The 15,574-nt window shown below is 64.9% G+C and carries 13 protein-coding genes; 5 read left to right on the top strand and 8 right to left on the bottom strand.

Annotation, left to right across the window (positions count from 1 at the left end):
• Positions 1-4: 4 nt before the first annotated feature.
• The 6 genes from FJ443_RS22060 to FJ443_RS22035 form a co-directional block, all read right to left on the bottom strand.
• Complete coding sequence (locus FJ443_RS22060; protein ID WP_140665904.1) at positions 5-1,450, bottom strand: homospermidine synthase; 1,446 nt, start codon at positions 1,448-1,450, stop codon at positions 5-7.
• A gap of 109 nt (positions 1,451-1,559) precedes the next feature.
• Positions 1,560-2,483: a DUF3445 domain-containing protein gene (locus FJ443_RS22055; protein ID WP_140522392.1), complete on the bottom strand. Its 924-nt coding sequence runs from the start codon at positions 2,481-2,483 to the stop codon at positions 1,560-1,562.
• Between the two features lie 3 nt (positions 2,484-2,486).
• Positions 2,487-3,149, bottom strand: coding sequence for an aminotransferase class IV family protein (locus FJ443_RS22050; protein ID WP_140665902.1), 663 nt, complete (start codon positions 3,147-3,149; stop codon positions 2,487-2,489).
• Positions 3,098-4,243 carry an aminodeoxychorismate synthase component I gene (locus tag FJ443_RS22045; protein ID WP_140666029.1) on the bottom strand — a complete coding sequence of 382 codons (1,146 nt, stop codon included), beginning with the start codon at positions 4,241-4,243 and terminating at the stop codon, positions 3,098-3,100. The genes FJ443_RS22050 and FJ443_RS22045 overlap by 52 nt, the downstream gene beginning before the upstream one ends.
• Before the next feature lie 205 nt (positions 4,244-4,448).
• Entirely contained in the window at positions 4,449-5,174 is a 726-nt protein-coding gene (locus tag FJ443_RS22040; RefSeq protein ID WP_140665899.1) for a proton-conducting membrane transporter, read from the bottom strand.
• A 376-nt stretch (positions 5,175-5,550) separates the two neighbouring features.
• A complete protein-coding gene (locus FJ443_RS22035) occupies positions 5,551-7,389 on the bottom strand; it encodes a M3 family oligoendopeptidase (RefSeq protein WP_181175125.1) in 1,839 nt (612 codons plus the stop codon).
• 169 nt (positions 7,390-7,558) lie between these two features.
• On the opposite strand from FJ443_RS22035, the gene FJ443_RS22030 reads away from it, so the two are divergent.
• The 3 genes from FJ443_RS22030 to FJ443_RS31245 all read left to right on the top strand — a co-directional run bounded on the left by FJ443_RS22030 (position 7,559) and on the right by FJ443_RS31245 (position 11,767).
• A complete protein-coding gene (locus tag FJ443_RS22030) occupies positions 7,559-9,094 on the top strand; it encodes a sigma-54 dependent transcriptional regulator (RefSeq protein WP_140665896.1) in 1,536 nt (511 codons plus the stop codon).
• 469 nt (positions 9,095-9,563) lie between these two features.
• The gene (locus tag FJ443_RS22025; protein ID WP_181171642.1) at positions 9,564-11,390 is read left to right on the top strand and encodes a DUF882 domain-containing protein; all 1,827 of its coding nucleotides are present in this window, start codon (positions 9,564-9,566) and stop codon (positions 11,388-11,390) included.
• Positions 11,391-11,590: 200 nt separating this feature from the next.
• The gene (locus FJ443_RS31245) at positions 11,591-11,767 is read left to right on the top strand and encodes a hypothetical protein (RefSeq protein WP_181175124.1); all 177 of its coding nucleotides are present in this window, start codon (positions 11,591-11,593) and stop codon (positions 11,765-11,767) included.
• 86 nt (positions 11,768-11,853) lie between these two features.
• On the opposite strand, the gene FJ443_RS22020 is transcribed toward FJ443_RS31245, so the two are convergent.
• Entirely contained in the window at positions 11,854-12,747 is an 894-nt protein-coding gene (locus FJ443_RS22020; RefSeq protein WP_140556570.1) for an AraC family transcriptional regulator, read from the bottom strand.
• 219 nt (positions 12,748-12,966) lie between these two features.
• Between FJ443_RS22020 and FJ443_RS22015 the strand changes: the two genes are divergently transcribed.
• Entirely contained in the window at positions 12,967-13,725 is a 759-nt protein-coding gene (locus FJ443_RS22015; protein WP_140566205.1) for an SDR family NAD(P)-dependent oxidoreductase, read from the top strand.
• A 12-nt stretch (positions 13,726-13,737) separates the two neighbouring features.
• Here FJ443_RS22015 and FJ443_RS22010 read toward each other — a convergent pair whose 3' ends face one another.
• On the bottom strand, positions 13,738-14,376 hold the full coding sequence (locus tag FJ443_RS22010; RefSeq protein ID WP_140566208.1) for a 2-dehydro-3-deoxy-phosphogluconate aldolase: 639 nt from the start codon (positions 14,374-14,376) through the stop codon (positions 13,738-13,740).
• A gap of 187 nt (positions 14,377-14,563) precedes the next feature.
• On the opposite strand from FJ443_RS22010, the gene FJ443_RS22005 reads away from it, so the two are divergent.
• Positions 14,564-15,493: a rhodanese-related sulfurtransferase gene (locus FJ443_RS22005; protein WP_140665893.1), complete on the top strand. Its 930-nt coding sequence runs from the start codon at positions 14,564-14,566 to the stop codon at positions 15,491-15,493.
• Positions 15,494-15,574 lie beyond the last annotated feature (81 nt).

Genomic DNA, 15,574 nt, shown 5'->3' with positions numbered 1-15,574 from the left:
GACGCTATCGCACCAGGATGTTGCGGAATTGCCACGGGTCGTTCCGGTCGAGGTCCTCCGGAAACAGGCCGGGCCGATTATCGAGCGGCGTCCAGTCGGTATAATAGCCCTTCACCGGTCCGAGATATTGCGACTGCACGTCCAGACAGCGCTTGTAGTTCATCTCGTCGGCCTCGACGATGCCGGCCTCGGGGTTCTCCAGCGCCCAGACCATGCCGGCCAGAACCGCCGAGGTGACCTGCATGCCGGTGGCGTTCTGGTAAGGCGCCAGCTTGCGCGCTCCGGCGAGCGACAGTTGCGAGCCGTACCAGTAGGCGTTCTTGTCATGGCCGTAGAGCAGCACGCCGAGCTCGTCTACGCCGTCGACCAGTTCGTTTTCGTCCAGCACATGGTGTACCGGTTGCGCCTTGCCGGCAGCGCCGAACATTTCATGCAGCGACAGCACCGCGTCGTTGCAGGGATGATAGGCGTAGTGGCAGGTCGGGCGGTACTGAACCTTGCCCTTTTTGGACCGCACGGTGAAGAAGTCGGCGATCGAGATCGCCTCGTTGTGGGTCACCAGGAAGCCGTATTGGGCACCTGGCGTCGGGCACCACGAGCGCACGCGCGTGTTGGCGCCGGGCTGCTCCAGATAGATTGCGGCCTTGGAACCATGTTTGTGTTTCTTGCCGTTCTTGGGCATCCATTTCTCATGCGTGCCCCAGCCGAGTTCGGCGGGCTGCAGGCCCTCGGAGATGAAGCCCTCGACCGACCAGGTGTTCCAGAACACGTCCATCGGCTTCGGCTTCTTGGTGCGCTGGGTGTCGCGCTCGGCGATGTGGATGCCTTTGACGCCCGCCTTCCTCATGAGCTTCGCCCAGCCCTCGCGGTCTTCCTGCGCGGGTTCCGAAAACTCGAGGCCGAGATCGGTGGCCAGGTTGACCAATGCCTGCTTGACGAACCACGAGACCATGCCTGGATTGGCGCCGCAGGTGGAGACCGCGGTCGCGCCGCCGGGCTTGTCGTGCTTTTCCTTGAGCAGCGACTCGCGCAACGCATAGTTGGTGCGGCTGGCATTGTCGGCCTCGGCATCGAAATAGAAACCGAGCCATGGCTCGACGACCGTGTCGATGTAGAGCACGCCGAGCTTGCGGCAGAGTCGCATCAGATCCACCGAGCCGGTGTCGACCGACAGGTTGACGCAAAAACCCTGGCCGCCGCCATTGGTCAGAAGCGGGGTCAGGAGCTTCTTGTAATTCTTCTCGGTCACCGCATCCTGCATGAAGGTGATGCCGCGCTCGTCGAGCAGCGCGCGGTCGGTGCCGAGCGGGTCGATGACCGTCATGCGCGATTTGTCGAACTTGAAATGGCGCTCGATCAGCGGCAGCGTGCCCCGTCCGATCGAGCCGAAGCCGATCATCACCACAGGGCCGGTGATCTCACCGTAAACGGGCCAGTTTTCATTCGCCATTTTATCGAGCACTCCTTCAGACAGGTGCAAACCCGGGCATTCTCGCCCAACGGGCATGCGCTACATCACAGATCATTGTCATAAACCAGTGAAAAGCGCCAACCGCCGGTCAGGCGGCGTTCGCCATTTGGTTAAGGACGCCGACCAGCCGGTCGCGGTCTGATGTCAAGCCCTTGTAATCGAGCTGGGCGATGTCGAGCGCTTCGAGTTGGGCAGCGAAAGCCGGAGCCAGCGTCGCCCGGTCGGGGTGATGCGCCAACGCCGCCAGCGGGTCGAGATGAATGCGGATGGTGAACAGGATGTCGCCCGAGACGGGCAGTTTTCGAAGCGTCTGCCGCTCGACGCGGATGAAGGCGTGGGCATTGGCGTCGCCATCGGCAAATCGCGACGGGCGGCTGGCGGCGCGCTCGATTCGCTCGACATTGGACAGCGGGTGGTAGAGCGCATCGCCCGATTGAATCGACCAGTTGTAGCGCTCCACGGCCTGGCCCTGGAGGCCGTCGAACATGCGGTTGATCAGCTCGGCCGGCCGCGTGCCAGGGCCAAAACCCGGCACAGGCGCATGGATCTGCTGCAACGGCTTGCCGAATTTTTCGAGCAGCGACCAGGACGAGGGAAAGCAGAGCGAGCCGGCGGCGAGCCGCCAGCCGTCTTCGCCGCGGCGCATCAGGATCAGGTCTTCCTGGACGAGCAGCGAGGCCGCGACAAGCGGCGCCTTGGCGAAGTCGCCCTCGGGATTGCCGGCGGCGCCGATCACCTCGACCCCACCACTGGCACGCCGATGGGTCTCGGGAAATGCCCGCGGCAAGTGCGCTTCGAGCAGGTCGAGCACTTCGCGCTGGGCATCGCGCGTGCCGTCTTCCTCGACGAACACGGTGCCGGGCATTTCGGCATAGAGCCGCTGCTTCTCGGCGAGGAACGGCAGGAGATGTTCGTCGACTTCGATCCAGTCGGCCAGGGCAAGCGGCTTCAGCCCGATGGTAAACAGCTTGGACGAGCCATCATAGGGCGTGTGGGTGGGCAGCGATGTCATGCTTCAGATCAGTTTTGCCGGGATCAAGCCGCGCAGTGAATTGCCGACATAGAGCGCCCTGGCGGATTTCAAGTCGTCAAAGCTGTAGATCGCCTCGCGGGCGCGGCCTTCATCCAGAAGCGCGCCGCGCAATACGCCAGGCAGCAGCCCGCAATCGAGGCGGGGCGTCAAAAGCATGCCGTCGCCGAAATCGGCGAAGACATTGGTGATGGTGCCTTCGCACATCTCGCCACGCTCGTTGACCAACAGCACTTCGTCGGCCTGGGTGATGAGATATTCGGCGCGGGCATGCGTGTAGACCTGCCGGCGGCTGGTCTTGTGGCGCAGCAGCATATCGTTCGAATCGAGCCTCGTGCGCGCCAGCCGCAGCGTCCAGACCTTATCGGCGTCGAGCTGCTCATAGGGCTGGACCGAGGCGGCCGCGTCGCCACTGCGCGCCAAAGCCAGGCGCGTGCGCAAGGCGTTGCGCGCGCCATCGACAGCCTTGCCCAACACGTCGCCGATCCTTTGCGGGTCGCAGGCAAAACCGAGTTCGGCCGCCGAACCATAGAGGCGCGCGAGATGCCGCTCGAAGCGCAGGAAGCCCATGGGCGGCTCCCAGCGCATGGTCTCGATCAATTCGAAACCGGCGGCGTTCCCGTCGCGAAGCGGGCTTTCAAGAGACACTCCTGATACTCCTCCTGCGCGGTTGAATCGAAGACGATGCCGCCGCCGACATTGTAGACGGCCTCGCCCCCGGGAAAGAGCGAGATGGTGCGGATCGCCACGGAAAAGCGCATCGTGCCGCCTGGTGCGATCCAGCCGATGGCGCCGCAATAGACATCGCGGGGCGTGCCTTCAAGGTCATGCAGGATCTCCATGGCGCGGATTTTCGGCGCGCCGGTAATGGAGCCGCAGGGAAACAGCGCTGCGAAAATCTGGCGGATCGTGAGGCCCGGCAGCAGCTTCGCCCTGACGTCGCTTACCATCTGGTGGACGGTCGGATAGGTCTCGATGCGGAACAGCTCTGGCACTTCCAGCGTACCGACCTCGCTGATCAGCGAGATGTCGTTGCGAAGCAGGTCGACGATCATCCGGTTCTCGGCCTGGTTCTTCTCGTCATTGCGCAGGAAGGTTTTCTGGCGCTCGTCGTCGGCTTCCGTCGCACCACGCGGCGCCGTGCCCTTCATCGGATGCGTCTCGACCATGCCCTGCGCGTCGATCTCGAAGAACAGTTCGGGTGAGCGCGACAGCACGACCGGATCGCCAAGCGAAACCAGGGCACCATATTTCACCGGCTGGCGTTCGGTCAGCGCGTCGAAGGCGGCGAGCGGATCGCCCGACCATTGCGCATGCACCGGGAAGGTCAGGTTGCCCTGGTAGCAGTCGCCTTGCCTGATGTGCCGGTGCAGCCGCGAGAACCGCTTCTCGTAATCCTCGAACGACCATGTCGCCCTTGCATCGAAGATCGGGCCGTTGGTCGCCGCCGCCTTGCGGGGCGGCACCGGCTCTTGCACCGGCGCGTCAAAGACGCCCAGGCAGACCAGCGGGGCGCGGCGCCCGGGCGGCAGCAACGGAACCAGCTTCGGCTCCAGCAGGTAGCCCGCCTCGTATGAGAAATAGCCGGCAAGCCATTTGCCGGCGTCATGCGCGGCCTGGGCCGCCTGCAGCGCGGCCGAGAAATCCCGGGCCTCGTGCGCCGTGATGATGTCGTCCGGTCGGTCGAAAACGAGCTGGCGCGCGCTTTCGTCATTGCGGAAAATTGCGGCGGGCAGGGGCATGGAACTCGGCGCGTGGATCGATGAAGCCAATCATGGCTCTATATGGGGGGCCAGCCGCGCGCAATCGAGGGAGCGGCACCTTGCCACTTAAAGCCGACCTCTGGCCCCACCTTTGGCCCGACCTGTGGACAGACCTGCGGCCAAAAACAAACCGGCGGCGCTTCGTTCGCGCCGCCGGCCGCAATCGTCGGATCTGCCCTGTCGCTCAGGTGTTGCTGGCGGTTCCAGCCGACGGAAACTGCCTGGCGAATTCCGCCTCGTTGCCGGCGGCGAGCAGCTTGGCCTGCTCGATCCAGCGCTCGCGCGCGATACGGCCGTCGAAATTCATGACGTCCTCGATCCGCTTGATATCAGCGGCTGTCCAGGCGGCGATCTGGGCAAAGCTGGTGACGCCTTGTGCCCTGAGCAGCTTCTCGTTGACCGGGCCGATACCGATCAGCCGGCGCAGATTGTCGGGTTTGCCGGAAGCCGCCTTGGCCGGCGCGGCCTTCGCCGGTGCCGCCTTCCTGGGCGCCGCGCTGGCCTTGGGAGAGGCTTTGGCGGCAGCGGCCTTCGGCGCGCCGGTCTTCGCGGCGCTGGAAGCGGCCTTGGCCGCAGCCGGCTTCCTGGGCGCCGGCTTGGCCGCCGGAGCGGATTTGGCAGGGGTGGGCGTCGACATCAAGGCGGCCGGCGCCGGCGCCGCCGCCTTTGCCGGGCCGGAGCCGGTCGAGGCCTCGCGCAGCTGGCGCTCGAGATCGGCGCGGGTGCGCCCGCAGGCATCCAACTCGCCGGTCAGGCGATCGCTGTCGGCCCGCAGCCGGTCGCGCTCGCTGCGTGTGCGGTCGAGGTCGCCGCGCAAGCTGTCGAGTTCACCGCGCAGGCGTCCCCAGATGAACCAGCCAACCAGCACACCCACAAGGAACGCCAGGAGCATGTAGAAAAAAGTGCCCATTGTCTCTCTCTTCAGTCAGATCCGTCTGCCGCGGCATTGGACTTAATGACCTTCGGCGAAGGACTACTCGATGATGGTTCCGCCGCCTGCGGAACAGCCGGCCTCAGTCGAGCCGTCGGCGTCGGCTTTGCAAGCCATGGCCAATGGCCGTCGTCGCGTGCACCGGAACGCCGCGGTCGGCTGAGACTTCCCCGCCCGACCCGCATGCTCCGGCTGAGCTTGGCGGGGAGGCTATCATAGAGCTTACGGAAAGCTATGGGAAAACTACGAAAGAGAGTTATTCAAGAACAGATATTTAGACCAAGAATAGTGTGGTCCCAATATGCATTCCGGCTAAACTGTTCTGAGCAGGTGGGGACGGCGTACAGAAGACGCCTCAGTTGTCGAGCGCTTCCAGCTCGTCGATCAGGCCGCTGATCACGCCAAGCCCGATCTGCCAGAAGGCGGGATCGGTTGCATCGAGGCCGAAAGGCGCCAGAAGCTGCGAATGATGCTTGGTGCCGCCGGCGCGCAGCATCTCGAAATATTTGTCCTGGAAGCCGCGCTCTGCGTTCTGGTAGACCGCGTAGAGCGAGTTCACCAGACAGTCGCCGAACGCATAGGCGTAGACGTAGAAAGGCGAATGGATGAAGTGCGGGATGTAGGTCCAGAACACTTCGTAACCGTCGCGCAGCTTTATCGCCGGGCCCAGACTTTCCGCCTGCACCTCCAGCCAGAATTGGCCGAGCCTGTCGGATGTCAGTTCGCCGTTGCGGCGCTCCGCATGCACCTTGCGCTCGAACTCGTAGAAGGCGATCTGGCGCACGACCGTGTTGATCATGTCCTCGACCTTCTGGGCGAGCATGGCCTTGCGCTCGCGCCTGTCGGTGGTCTGCTCGAGCAACGAGCGGAAGGTCAGCATCTCGCCGAAAACGGACGCCGTCTCGGCCAGCGTCAGCGGCGTCGAGGCCATCAGCGCGCCCTGGCCGCCGGCCAGCACCTGGTGCACGCCATGGCCAAGCTCATGCGCCAGCGTCATCACATCGCGCGGCTTGCCCATGTAGTTGAGCAGCACGTAGGGGTGCGCCGAAGGCACGGTCGGATGGGCGAAGGCGCCGGGGGATTTGCCTGGGCGCACCGGCGCGTCGATCCAGTTGCGGTCGAAGAAAGTCCGCGCGATCTCGGCCATCTCGGGCGAGAAGCGCTGATAGGCGGACAGCACCGTGTTCCTGGCCTCGTCCCAGCCGATCACCGCCTGCGGGGTCTCCGGCAACGGCGCGTTGCGGTCCCAGTGGTTCATCACCTCCATGCCCAGCCAGCGCGCCTTCATCCGGTAGTAGCGGTGCGACAGGCGCGGATAGGCCTCGCGCACCGCCGAAGCCAGCGCATCGACCACACCGCGCTCGACGCGGTTGGCGAGATGGCGTGAATCGGCGATGTCCTCGAAGCCGCGCCAGCGGTCCGAGATTTCCTTGTCCTTGGCCAGCGTGTTTGTGACCAGCGTGAAGGTGCGCAAATTCCTCCGGAAGGTCTGGGCGAGCGCCTCGGAGGCGCGGCGTCGCACCTCGCCGTCGGCATCCTGCAATCGGTTCAGGGCCGGTTCCAGCGTCAGCTCCTCGCCGTCGACGTCGAAGCGCAGGTCCGTCATCGTCTCGTCGAACAGCCGGTTCCAGGCGCCGCGCCCGGTGATCGACTTCTCGTGGAAAAGCTGCTCGACGCGATCCTCGAGCTGATAGGGCTTGTCCAGGCGCAGATCGAGCACCCAGGGCCGGTAATGACCGAAAGCGGGGTCGGCGGCGAGCGCGCCCTCGATCGCCGGGTCATCGATCAGGTTCAGTTCGAGCGCGAAGAACAGAAGATGCGCGCTGGCGTCGGTCATCTTCTCCTGAATGTCGCCATAGAGCTTGGCGCGCTGCGGATCGGCGGTGTTGCCGGCATAGATGAGGCCGGCATAGGAGACGATGCGGCCGATCAGCTCTTCCAGGGCCTCATAGGCGACAAGCGCTTCGCCCAGCCTGCCTGCGCTGCCGCGCTCGGCCTCGGCGGACAGCGTGCCCTTCCAGCGGCTCTCGAAGGCGACCGCATCGGCGGCGGCTTTGGCGATGTCGCGCTTCAGCTCCGGCGCCTCCATGCCCGCATAGAGGTCGGCAAGATTCCATTCCGGCAGATCGCCAAGCTCGGCGGCGCCCTGACCGGAAGCTGGCGCCGCAGGCCGCCGATCAAACATCACGCGCATCGACAATACCTTCTTTTGAATCAAGTGGCCGGCCCAGGGCCAGAATCAAGGAGAACGGAGAAGCCGGTCAAATCCTAAGGAATTCGTTCACCGGGTTTTTTGAAACCTTATTTAGAACCCTGTGCCAAGATGGTCCATGGGGATATCAGGCGGGCGGCTCAAGACAGTCATGACAGGTTCCATACTCATAGTCGATGACGATCCCGTGCAGCGCCGGCTGCTCGAGGCGGCGGTGACGCGGTTCGGCCACACCGCAATCGTCGTCGACGGGGGCGCTGCCGGCCTCGACGCCCTCGACGGGCCCGGAGCCCGCGACGTGTCGGTGGTCATCCTCGATCTGGTCATGCCCGATCTCGATGGCATCGGCGTGCTCAAGGCGATGCGCGAGCGCGGCATCACCATCCCGGTCATCGTGCAGACCGCCCAGGGCGGCATCGAGACCGTGGTTTCGGCGATGCGCCACGGCGCCTTCGATTTCGTGGTCAAGCCGGCCTCTCCCGACAGGCTGCAGGCCTCGATCGCCAACGCGCTCAAGGTCGAGGCTGTCGAAGGCGAGGTCAAGCGCACGTCGCGCCGGCGCGGCGGGCTGCTGACCTTCAGGGACATGATCACGCACAGTCCGGCCATGGACAAGGTGATCCGCCTCGGCCAGAAAGCGGCGGCATCCAACATCCCGATCCTGATCGAGGGCGAATCCGGCGTCGGCAAGGAACTGGTGGCGCGCGCCATACAAGGCAGTGGCGACCGCCGCTCGAAACCTTTCGTCACCGTCAATTGCGGCGCCATTCCCGACAATCTGGTCGAATCGATCCTGTTCGGCCATGAGAAGGGCTCGTTCACCGGAGCCACGGAGAAGCACACCGGCAAATTCGTCGAAGCGCATTCGGGCACGCTGTTTCTGGACGAGATCGGCGACCTGCCGCTCGACGTGCAGGTCAAGCTGCTGCGCGCCGTCCAGGATGGCGAGGTCGATCCGGTCGGCGGCCGCGCCACGGTCCGGGTCGACATCAGGCTGATTTCGGCGACGCACCGCAATCTCCTGCAGCAGGTCAAGGACGGCAAGTTCCGCGAGGACCTGTTCTACCGGCTCAACGTCTACCCGATCTATGTGCCGCCATTGCGCGACCGCCGCGACGACATTCCCGATCTGGTCGCACATTTTATGGAGAAGGTGGCTCCGGCAGACCCGCGCCATCGCCTTCGGGGCATTTCGGCGGCGGCGCTCGCCGTGCTCCAGGCCTATGACTGGCCCGGCAACATCCGGCAGCTGGAAAATGCCGTCTTCCGCGCCTCGGTGCTGTGCGAAGGCGATGTGCTCGGCGTCGAGGATTTCCCGCAAATCCGCGCCCAGGTGGAGGGCACGGTCCGCCTCGATGTGGACATCGCGCCGGCCGGCCCGGCTTTGGCCGTAGAACCGCGCGATGAGCCGGCGCTAAGCGGTGAGGACGTTTCGGCTGCCGAACCCGAATCGCCGATGCGGCTTCAGCCACGCTTCGGCACGCTGCGCGCGCTCGACGAACGCGGCAATGTGCGCGCCCTGGCGGATGTCGAACTGGAGATGATCAAGCTCGCCATCGATCACTACAACGGCCAGATGAGCGAAGTCGCCCGCCGCCTCGGCATCGGCCGCTCGACGCTTTACCGCAAGCTCAAGGAATACGGCATCGATCCGGAAACCGGCAGGCTCGACCGGCTCGCTTCCTGAGGGCGCTATCGCGCACAGCCGCCCGATGTCCGGCCTGAGAGCGGTCGGCCCGAGTGCGGTCACGCAAGGCCGGGACCAGCTTGCGCTGCCATCATGTCGCCGGTGCATTGACTGGACCGGAGTGTGGCGCGCCGATGGCGACGTCCCCGACGGTCCCGTTCACGCATTAAGGCTAACGGTAACAGATCGTGTTTCGGCCAAACGAGGAATCATGATCTAAACCAGCGGTTTACCAAGAAACCTTGTGGACAATTTTTGGCGGGATATCGCCACGGTCTTACCGCATTTCGGCTTCAATAAGCGATGATTAACCATTAGGATCGATATTCGGATGTGACAACGACACGTCCGTTTGGGCAAATCCGGGGACAAACGGCAGCCTGCAAGGCCTTTTGATTTGAACAGAATCGAACGACACACAAACGGGCGGCACTATCATTTGAGCGTCTGGCCGAAGTGGCTGGCGGCCATGATTGTCGCATTTGGTTTTCTTGCCGCTGCCGCAACCGGCGCCAGGGCCGAAGTGCGTTCGCTGAAGCTCTACCACCTCCACACGCACGAGAAGGCGGAGATCGTCTACAAGCGCAACGGCCGTTACGATCAGGCCGGGCTGAGGAAGATCAACATCATCCTGCGCGACTGGCGCCGCAACGAGCCGACCAAGATGGACCCGCGCCTGCTGGACCTGGTCTGGGAAGCCTATCGGGAAAGCGGCGCCACCGACTATATCCAGGTGGTTTGCGGCTATCGCTCGCCGTCGACGAACTCGATGCTGCGCAGTCGCAGCAAGGGTGTCGCCGAGAAGAGCCAGCACATGCTCGGCAAGGCGATGGACTTCTACATTCCGGGCGTGCCGCTGAAGAAGCTGCGCAATATCGGGCTCAAGATGCAGGGCGGCGGCGTCGGCTACTATCCGAGATCCGGTTCGCCGTTCGTCCACATGGATGTCGGCAATGTGCGCCATTGGCCCGGCATCAGCCGACAGGAACTGGTGAGCCTGTTCCCGAACGGCAAGACGCTGCACGTGCCGAGCGACGGCCGGCCGCTGCCTGGCTTTGAGCAGGCGCTTGCCTCATACAAGGCACGCAAGGGCTCCGGCGGCGCCGCCATCGAGCTGGCCAGCGCCGGCGGTGGTTCCAAAAGGTCCGGCGGACTCCTGGCTGCCTTCTTCGGCGGCGGCGACGACGAGGCCGACGACAGCGCCGATGTCGCATCGGCAGAGCCGGCGCCGAAGCCGAGAAGCGTGAAGCCGGTACCGGCGAGCACCGCCAAGAGCGGCACCCTGCCGGGGATCGCGATCGTGGCGCCCGAGAACGCCAAGCGCGCCGAGATCCCGCAGGTCGCCGAGGAGCAGGCCCCGGAGCCGGAAAAGGATACGCCCGAGACGATCATCGCGGCGTTGCCGGCACGCAGCATCCCGCTGCCCGATTTCGCGCCGCGGCCGAAAGTCGATGTCGGCGCGCAGCCGCCTGAAAATGTTCCCTTCGGCATGGCGGATGCGACGGCCAGCACCGAACAGACCGTGGCAACCGTGCAGACGCCGGCGAATATGCCTTTCGGCAAGGCTGATCCCTCGGCGGTCGCCGCCGATGCAGCGCAGGTTGCCGCCAACAACATACCTTTGCCGACATGGCGCCCCGAACACACGTTGCCGGCGGTGCTGGCGCCTGCGCCCAGCAAGGATGTGCTGATGGCGCTGGCCGAGACGGCCGAGCGTGGCAAGACCGCGACCGATGCCTTCTCGGTGCTGCCGAGCGCGCGGCCGGATATGACCAATATCGATGCGGCCAAGGCCGATGCGGTCAAGCCCGATGCGGTCAAGGCCGTGCTCGACGAGGCCGAGGCGCTTCCCGTGCAGGCTGACTATTATCGGGTTGCGTCGTTGTCCGAGCCTCGTTCGGCTTTCAACGACCCGTCCGGCGTCGATGCCGCATCGCCGCGCGAGGCCGTCGTCGCCCGCGCTGCCGGTTCCGATCCGGTCGCCGCGATCGGCGCCGGCGTGAAGACGACCCGCAAGGAGGCCAGAGCCACCGCCCGCGACCTGAAACCCGGTCCCAAGGCCATCGTGGTCGCCGCCGCGCCGCAGGCCGCCCGCTGGGCGCTGACCAGCGGCGAGAATGTCGCGACGGTTTCGAGCGCCACGACGGCGCCGGGCTACGCCTACAACGTGGTCCACACGCCGCCGAGCGAGGTCTACACGGCCGGCTTCCAGCAGGGCGACCAGATGGCGGATGCCAACCGTTTCACCGGCAATGCCGTAAAATTCCTGTCCGTCGCGCGCTTCCAGACGAAGTAGCGTAAAGACCGGGCATTCCGAAAGCCGCGCCGGGCAACCGGCGCGGCTTTTTTTGTGTGTGCCGGCTGTGTGCGGGCACAACCGGCATGCATGAAGCCGGCCCCGGCCCCGCGGGATCACGGGTGCCTGAACTTCTCGTGAAAACGTAACAGCCGCCTATTTCCCGGCTAGAATGGCTGCGTTCCAACCCGGGGATATTCATGAAGAAGATCCTGTTGGCATTCGTCCTGGCGCTGGTGGCGGCATCGGCGGCTATTGCGCCCTCGCAAGCCGAAACCGTGATCATCAAAAATGGCAAGCATCACTGCCGGACCAAGATGGTCACGCATTGGAAGCATCACCACAAGGCGGTCGAGAAGGTCAGGGTCTGCAACTGACCGCCAAGACACCACTGACTATCATGGCACCAGACTAGCCCGATCGGCGCAAGCCGGCCGGGCTTTTTCGTGCCGCCCGGGATGGTTCAGTCGATGTCCAGCGCGGCCGCTTCGCCCCGCGCCAGAAGCCGCGCGGCATCGCGTGCAGGCGGCAACCCGAACTGACGCGCATACTCCCGGCTGAACTGCGAAGCGCTTTCATAGCCCACGGTAAAGGCAACCCGCGCGGCGTTTCCCGGCTGGGCCAGCAGCAGGTGGCGGGCCTCCAGCAGGCGGACCTGCTTCTGGTACTGGATCGGGCTCATCGCCGTCGCCGCCTTGAAGTGGCGATGAAACGCAGCGCTGCTCATATTGGCGAGCTCGGCCAACCGCCGCACCTCGATAGGCTCGTCATAGTGAGCCCGGATCCAGGCGGTCGCCCGGCGGATCTGTGACAAGCGGCTGTCGGCGCCGGCGAGCTGGCGCAACTTCGCGCCTTGCGGGCCTTGCAACAGGCGAAACAATATCTCGCGCTCGAGCAGGGGAGCGAGCACGGGAATCTCGGCGGGCCTGTCGAGCAGCCGCAGCATCCGGCGCCACGCGTCGAGCAGGTCGTCATTGGCCAGGTAGGTCATGAAATCGTCGCCACCGACGGCCGGCTCGTGCTCGATGAGCAGGGCTGCGATCGCCTTGACATCGAGGGCGAAACCGATGGCCACATAGGGATGCGCGATACTCGCCTCGATCAGCTGGCTGGTGGCGGGTGTCTCGACCGCGTAGACGAAATAGCTGCCGGCTTGATAACGAAGCGTGCGCTCGCCGATCAGCACCGATTTCGTGCCTTGCAGCACGAACAGCGCCGTCGGCTGACAAAGCTCGGGCATCGGCGGCGTCGGGACCTCGCTGCGGCCGATCGTAACGCGAGGGATCGCCGTCCTTGTCCGCCGCCCATGCGCATGGCGGCCGGCGATGGCGATCAATTCCAGCAGCGCCTCTCTCATCGTTTCAGCATTGCCGATCCGCGTGGGCCGCGCAACCAGGTGAGAGGATCAGGCAAGAGCAAGAGAGTTTTCGGCGCGCGAGGCGGGCCGCAATCCGCCATCTCTAAGGCGCGTCGCGTTTGGCGACGCGTCTTGGGCCTTTGTTTTATGCATGTCGTTTTCCCGGACCGGGCCACTTCCAGGCGACAGGCGTCAGGCCTCCACAAAGGAGATTTGGATATGACGACATCGAAGCGCGCACTGGTGACCGGCGCCAACAAGGGCATCGGCCTGGAGACCGCACGGCGCCTGGCGGCAACGGGATTCAAGGTCTGGCTCGGCGCCCGCGACGCCGCACGCGGCACCGCAGCGGCACAGGCGCTGCGCAGCGAAGGGCTCGACGTCGAGTGGCTCGAACTCGACGTCGTCGATGACGAAAGCGTGGCGGCCGCCGCCAGGACCGTCGCGGCGCGGGTAGCCAGCCTCGACGTGCTGGTCAACAATGCCGGCATTGCTCCTGGATATGTCGACGCGCTCGGCTCGAACGGGCGGTATGAGTTGCCGCCGAGCCGGGAGAATATCGCCGACATCAAGGCCACCTATGATGTCAACGTCTTCGGCCCGGTCCGCGTCACCCAGGCATTCCTGCCGCTTCTGCTGGCATCGCCCGCCGGCCGCATCGTCATGGTGAGCAGCTATATCGGCTCGATCGCCCGCGCGCAGGACGCAACAGGCGAAAACCAGTCGCCCAACATAATGGGCTATGGCAGCTCCAAGACGGCGCTCAACGCCATCACGGTGGCGTTCGCCAGGGAGCTCGCGCCGCGCGGCATCAAGGTGAATGCCGCTGCTCCCGGCTACACCGCGACCGATCTCAACGGGCACAGGGGCGGTCGCACGGTGCAGCAGGCAGCCGAGATCATCGTGCGCCTGGCGACGCTCGATGCCGATGGTCCGACCGCCGGCTATTTCGACGAGAATGGCCCGCTGCGCTGGTGAACGCGAAAGCGCTTATCCGGCGAGCTTGCTCGCGGCGCGTGCGAGAGCTTCGATTTCGTCCCACCTGCCGGCCTTGACCATGTCGTCGGGGGCGACCCAGGAGCCGCCGACGCAGATGACATTGGGCAGGCTGAGATAGTCGGCCGCGTTCTTGCCGGTGATACCGCCGGTCGGGCAGAATTTCACGTCGGCGAGCGGCGAGGCGAATGCCTTCAGCGAGGCGATGCCGCCGGACTGCTCGGCCGGGAAGAACTTCAGGAAGCGCAGCCCGGCTTCGCGCGCGGCCATGATCTCGCCGGGGGTGATGGCGCCGGGCAGCAGCGGAACCTCGCTGTCGGCGGCGCCTGCCAGAAGCTCGCGGGTTATGCCCGGGCTGACGATGAATTGCGAGCCGGCGGCGGCCGCCTCATCGAACTGGCGGGCATCCAGAATGGTGCCGGCACCGACGATGGCTTCCTCGACCTCGCCGGCCACGCGCCGGATCGCTTCCAGCGCATCCGCGGTCCTGAGCGTGATCTCGATCGCCGGCAGGCCGCCGCGCGCCAGGGCGCGGGCCAACGGCACCGCATTGGCAACATCAGCGATCTTCAACACCGGGATGACCGGCTGACCGTTGAGCAACGACAGGAGTTTTTCGGTCTTGCTGGGCATCTTCTTCTCCATATCGTTGTCAATTCAACCGATTAGCAGACGGGTATTTTCCTGTCCACGCAACCGGGCGTGTCGTGATGTCACGCACGCCGGGTAGCTTACGGGCTCTTCCGGAACAGGGCCATGGCAGGCCGTCCAACCCGTTTCACCTTGAAACGGCTTTTACGAGCGTCTAGTTGCTCTGGCAATGACACCGTCCGCGCCATCCCAGCCTGTCCGCGTCGCCGCGCTCTACAAATTTGCCCGGCTCGACGCCTTCCAGGCGCTGCGGGCGCCGCTGGCTGCCTTCTGCTGTGGGCGCGGCATCAGGGGTACGCTGCTTCTGGCGCATGAAGGCATCAACGGCACGGTCGCCGGCAGCGATGCGGCGATTGCCGAACTGATCGAACATCTCGAAGCCATCGACGGGCTGTCCGGCCTCGAGGTGAAATACAGCAGCGCCGCGCAAATGCCCTTCCACCGCATGAAGGTGCGGCTGAAACGCGAGATCGTCACCATGGGTGTCGAAGACATTGACCTGGCGAAGAGTGCCGGCACCTATGTCGCGCCGGCCGACTGGAACGCGCTGATTTCGCAACCCGACACGATCGTCATCGACACGCGCAACGCCTACGAAGTGTCGATCGGCACCTTCAAGGGCGCCATCGATCCGGCGACCGCGAGCTTTCGCGAATTCCCGGCCTGGGTGGAAGAGCACCGCGCGGAGCTGGAAGGCCGCAAGATCGCCATGTTCTGCACCGGCGGCATACGTTGCGAAAAGGCGACGGCCTATGTCAGGTCGCTCGGCCTTGAGGAGGTGTTCCATCTCAAGGGCGGCATCCTGAAATATCTCGAAGAAGTGCCGGCCGAGGAAAGCCTGTGGCAAGGCGAATGCTTCGTCTTCGACGAACGGGTTTCGGTGTCGCACGGCCTCGCCGAGGGCGACGCCAAGCTGTGCCGCGCCTGCCGCCATCCGCTGACCTTGGACGAGCTGACATCGCCGAAATTTGCCGCCGGCGTTTCTTGCCCGCATTGTTTCGACGCTCGGTCGGACGACGACCGCCAGCGCTATGCCGAGCGCCAGCGGCAGGTCGAGCTGGCGCAGGCGCGGGGCAGGGGACCGCATATCGGGTCCTGATCAAGGCGCCTGGGCCGGGGCAAAGCGGCCGCCCGTCATTGCAATGCCAGGTTTAGGGACCTACGTCTTCGGCGTTCGAAA

The organism is Mesorhizobium sp. B2-6-1 (assembly GCF_006440475.1).
Lineage (GTDB): Bacteria > Pseudomonadota > Alphaproteobacteria > Rhizobiales > Rhizobiaceae > Mesorhizobium.
Note: the sequence above shows the minus strand (reverse complement) of the source record. Positions and strands in the feature narration are given on the sequence as shown.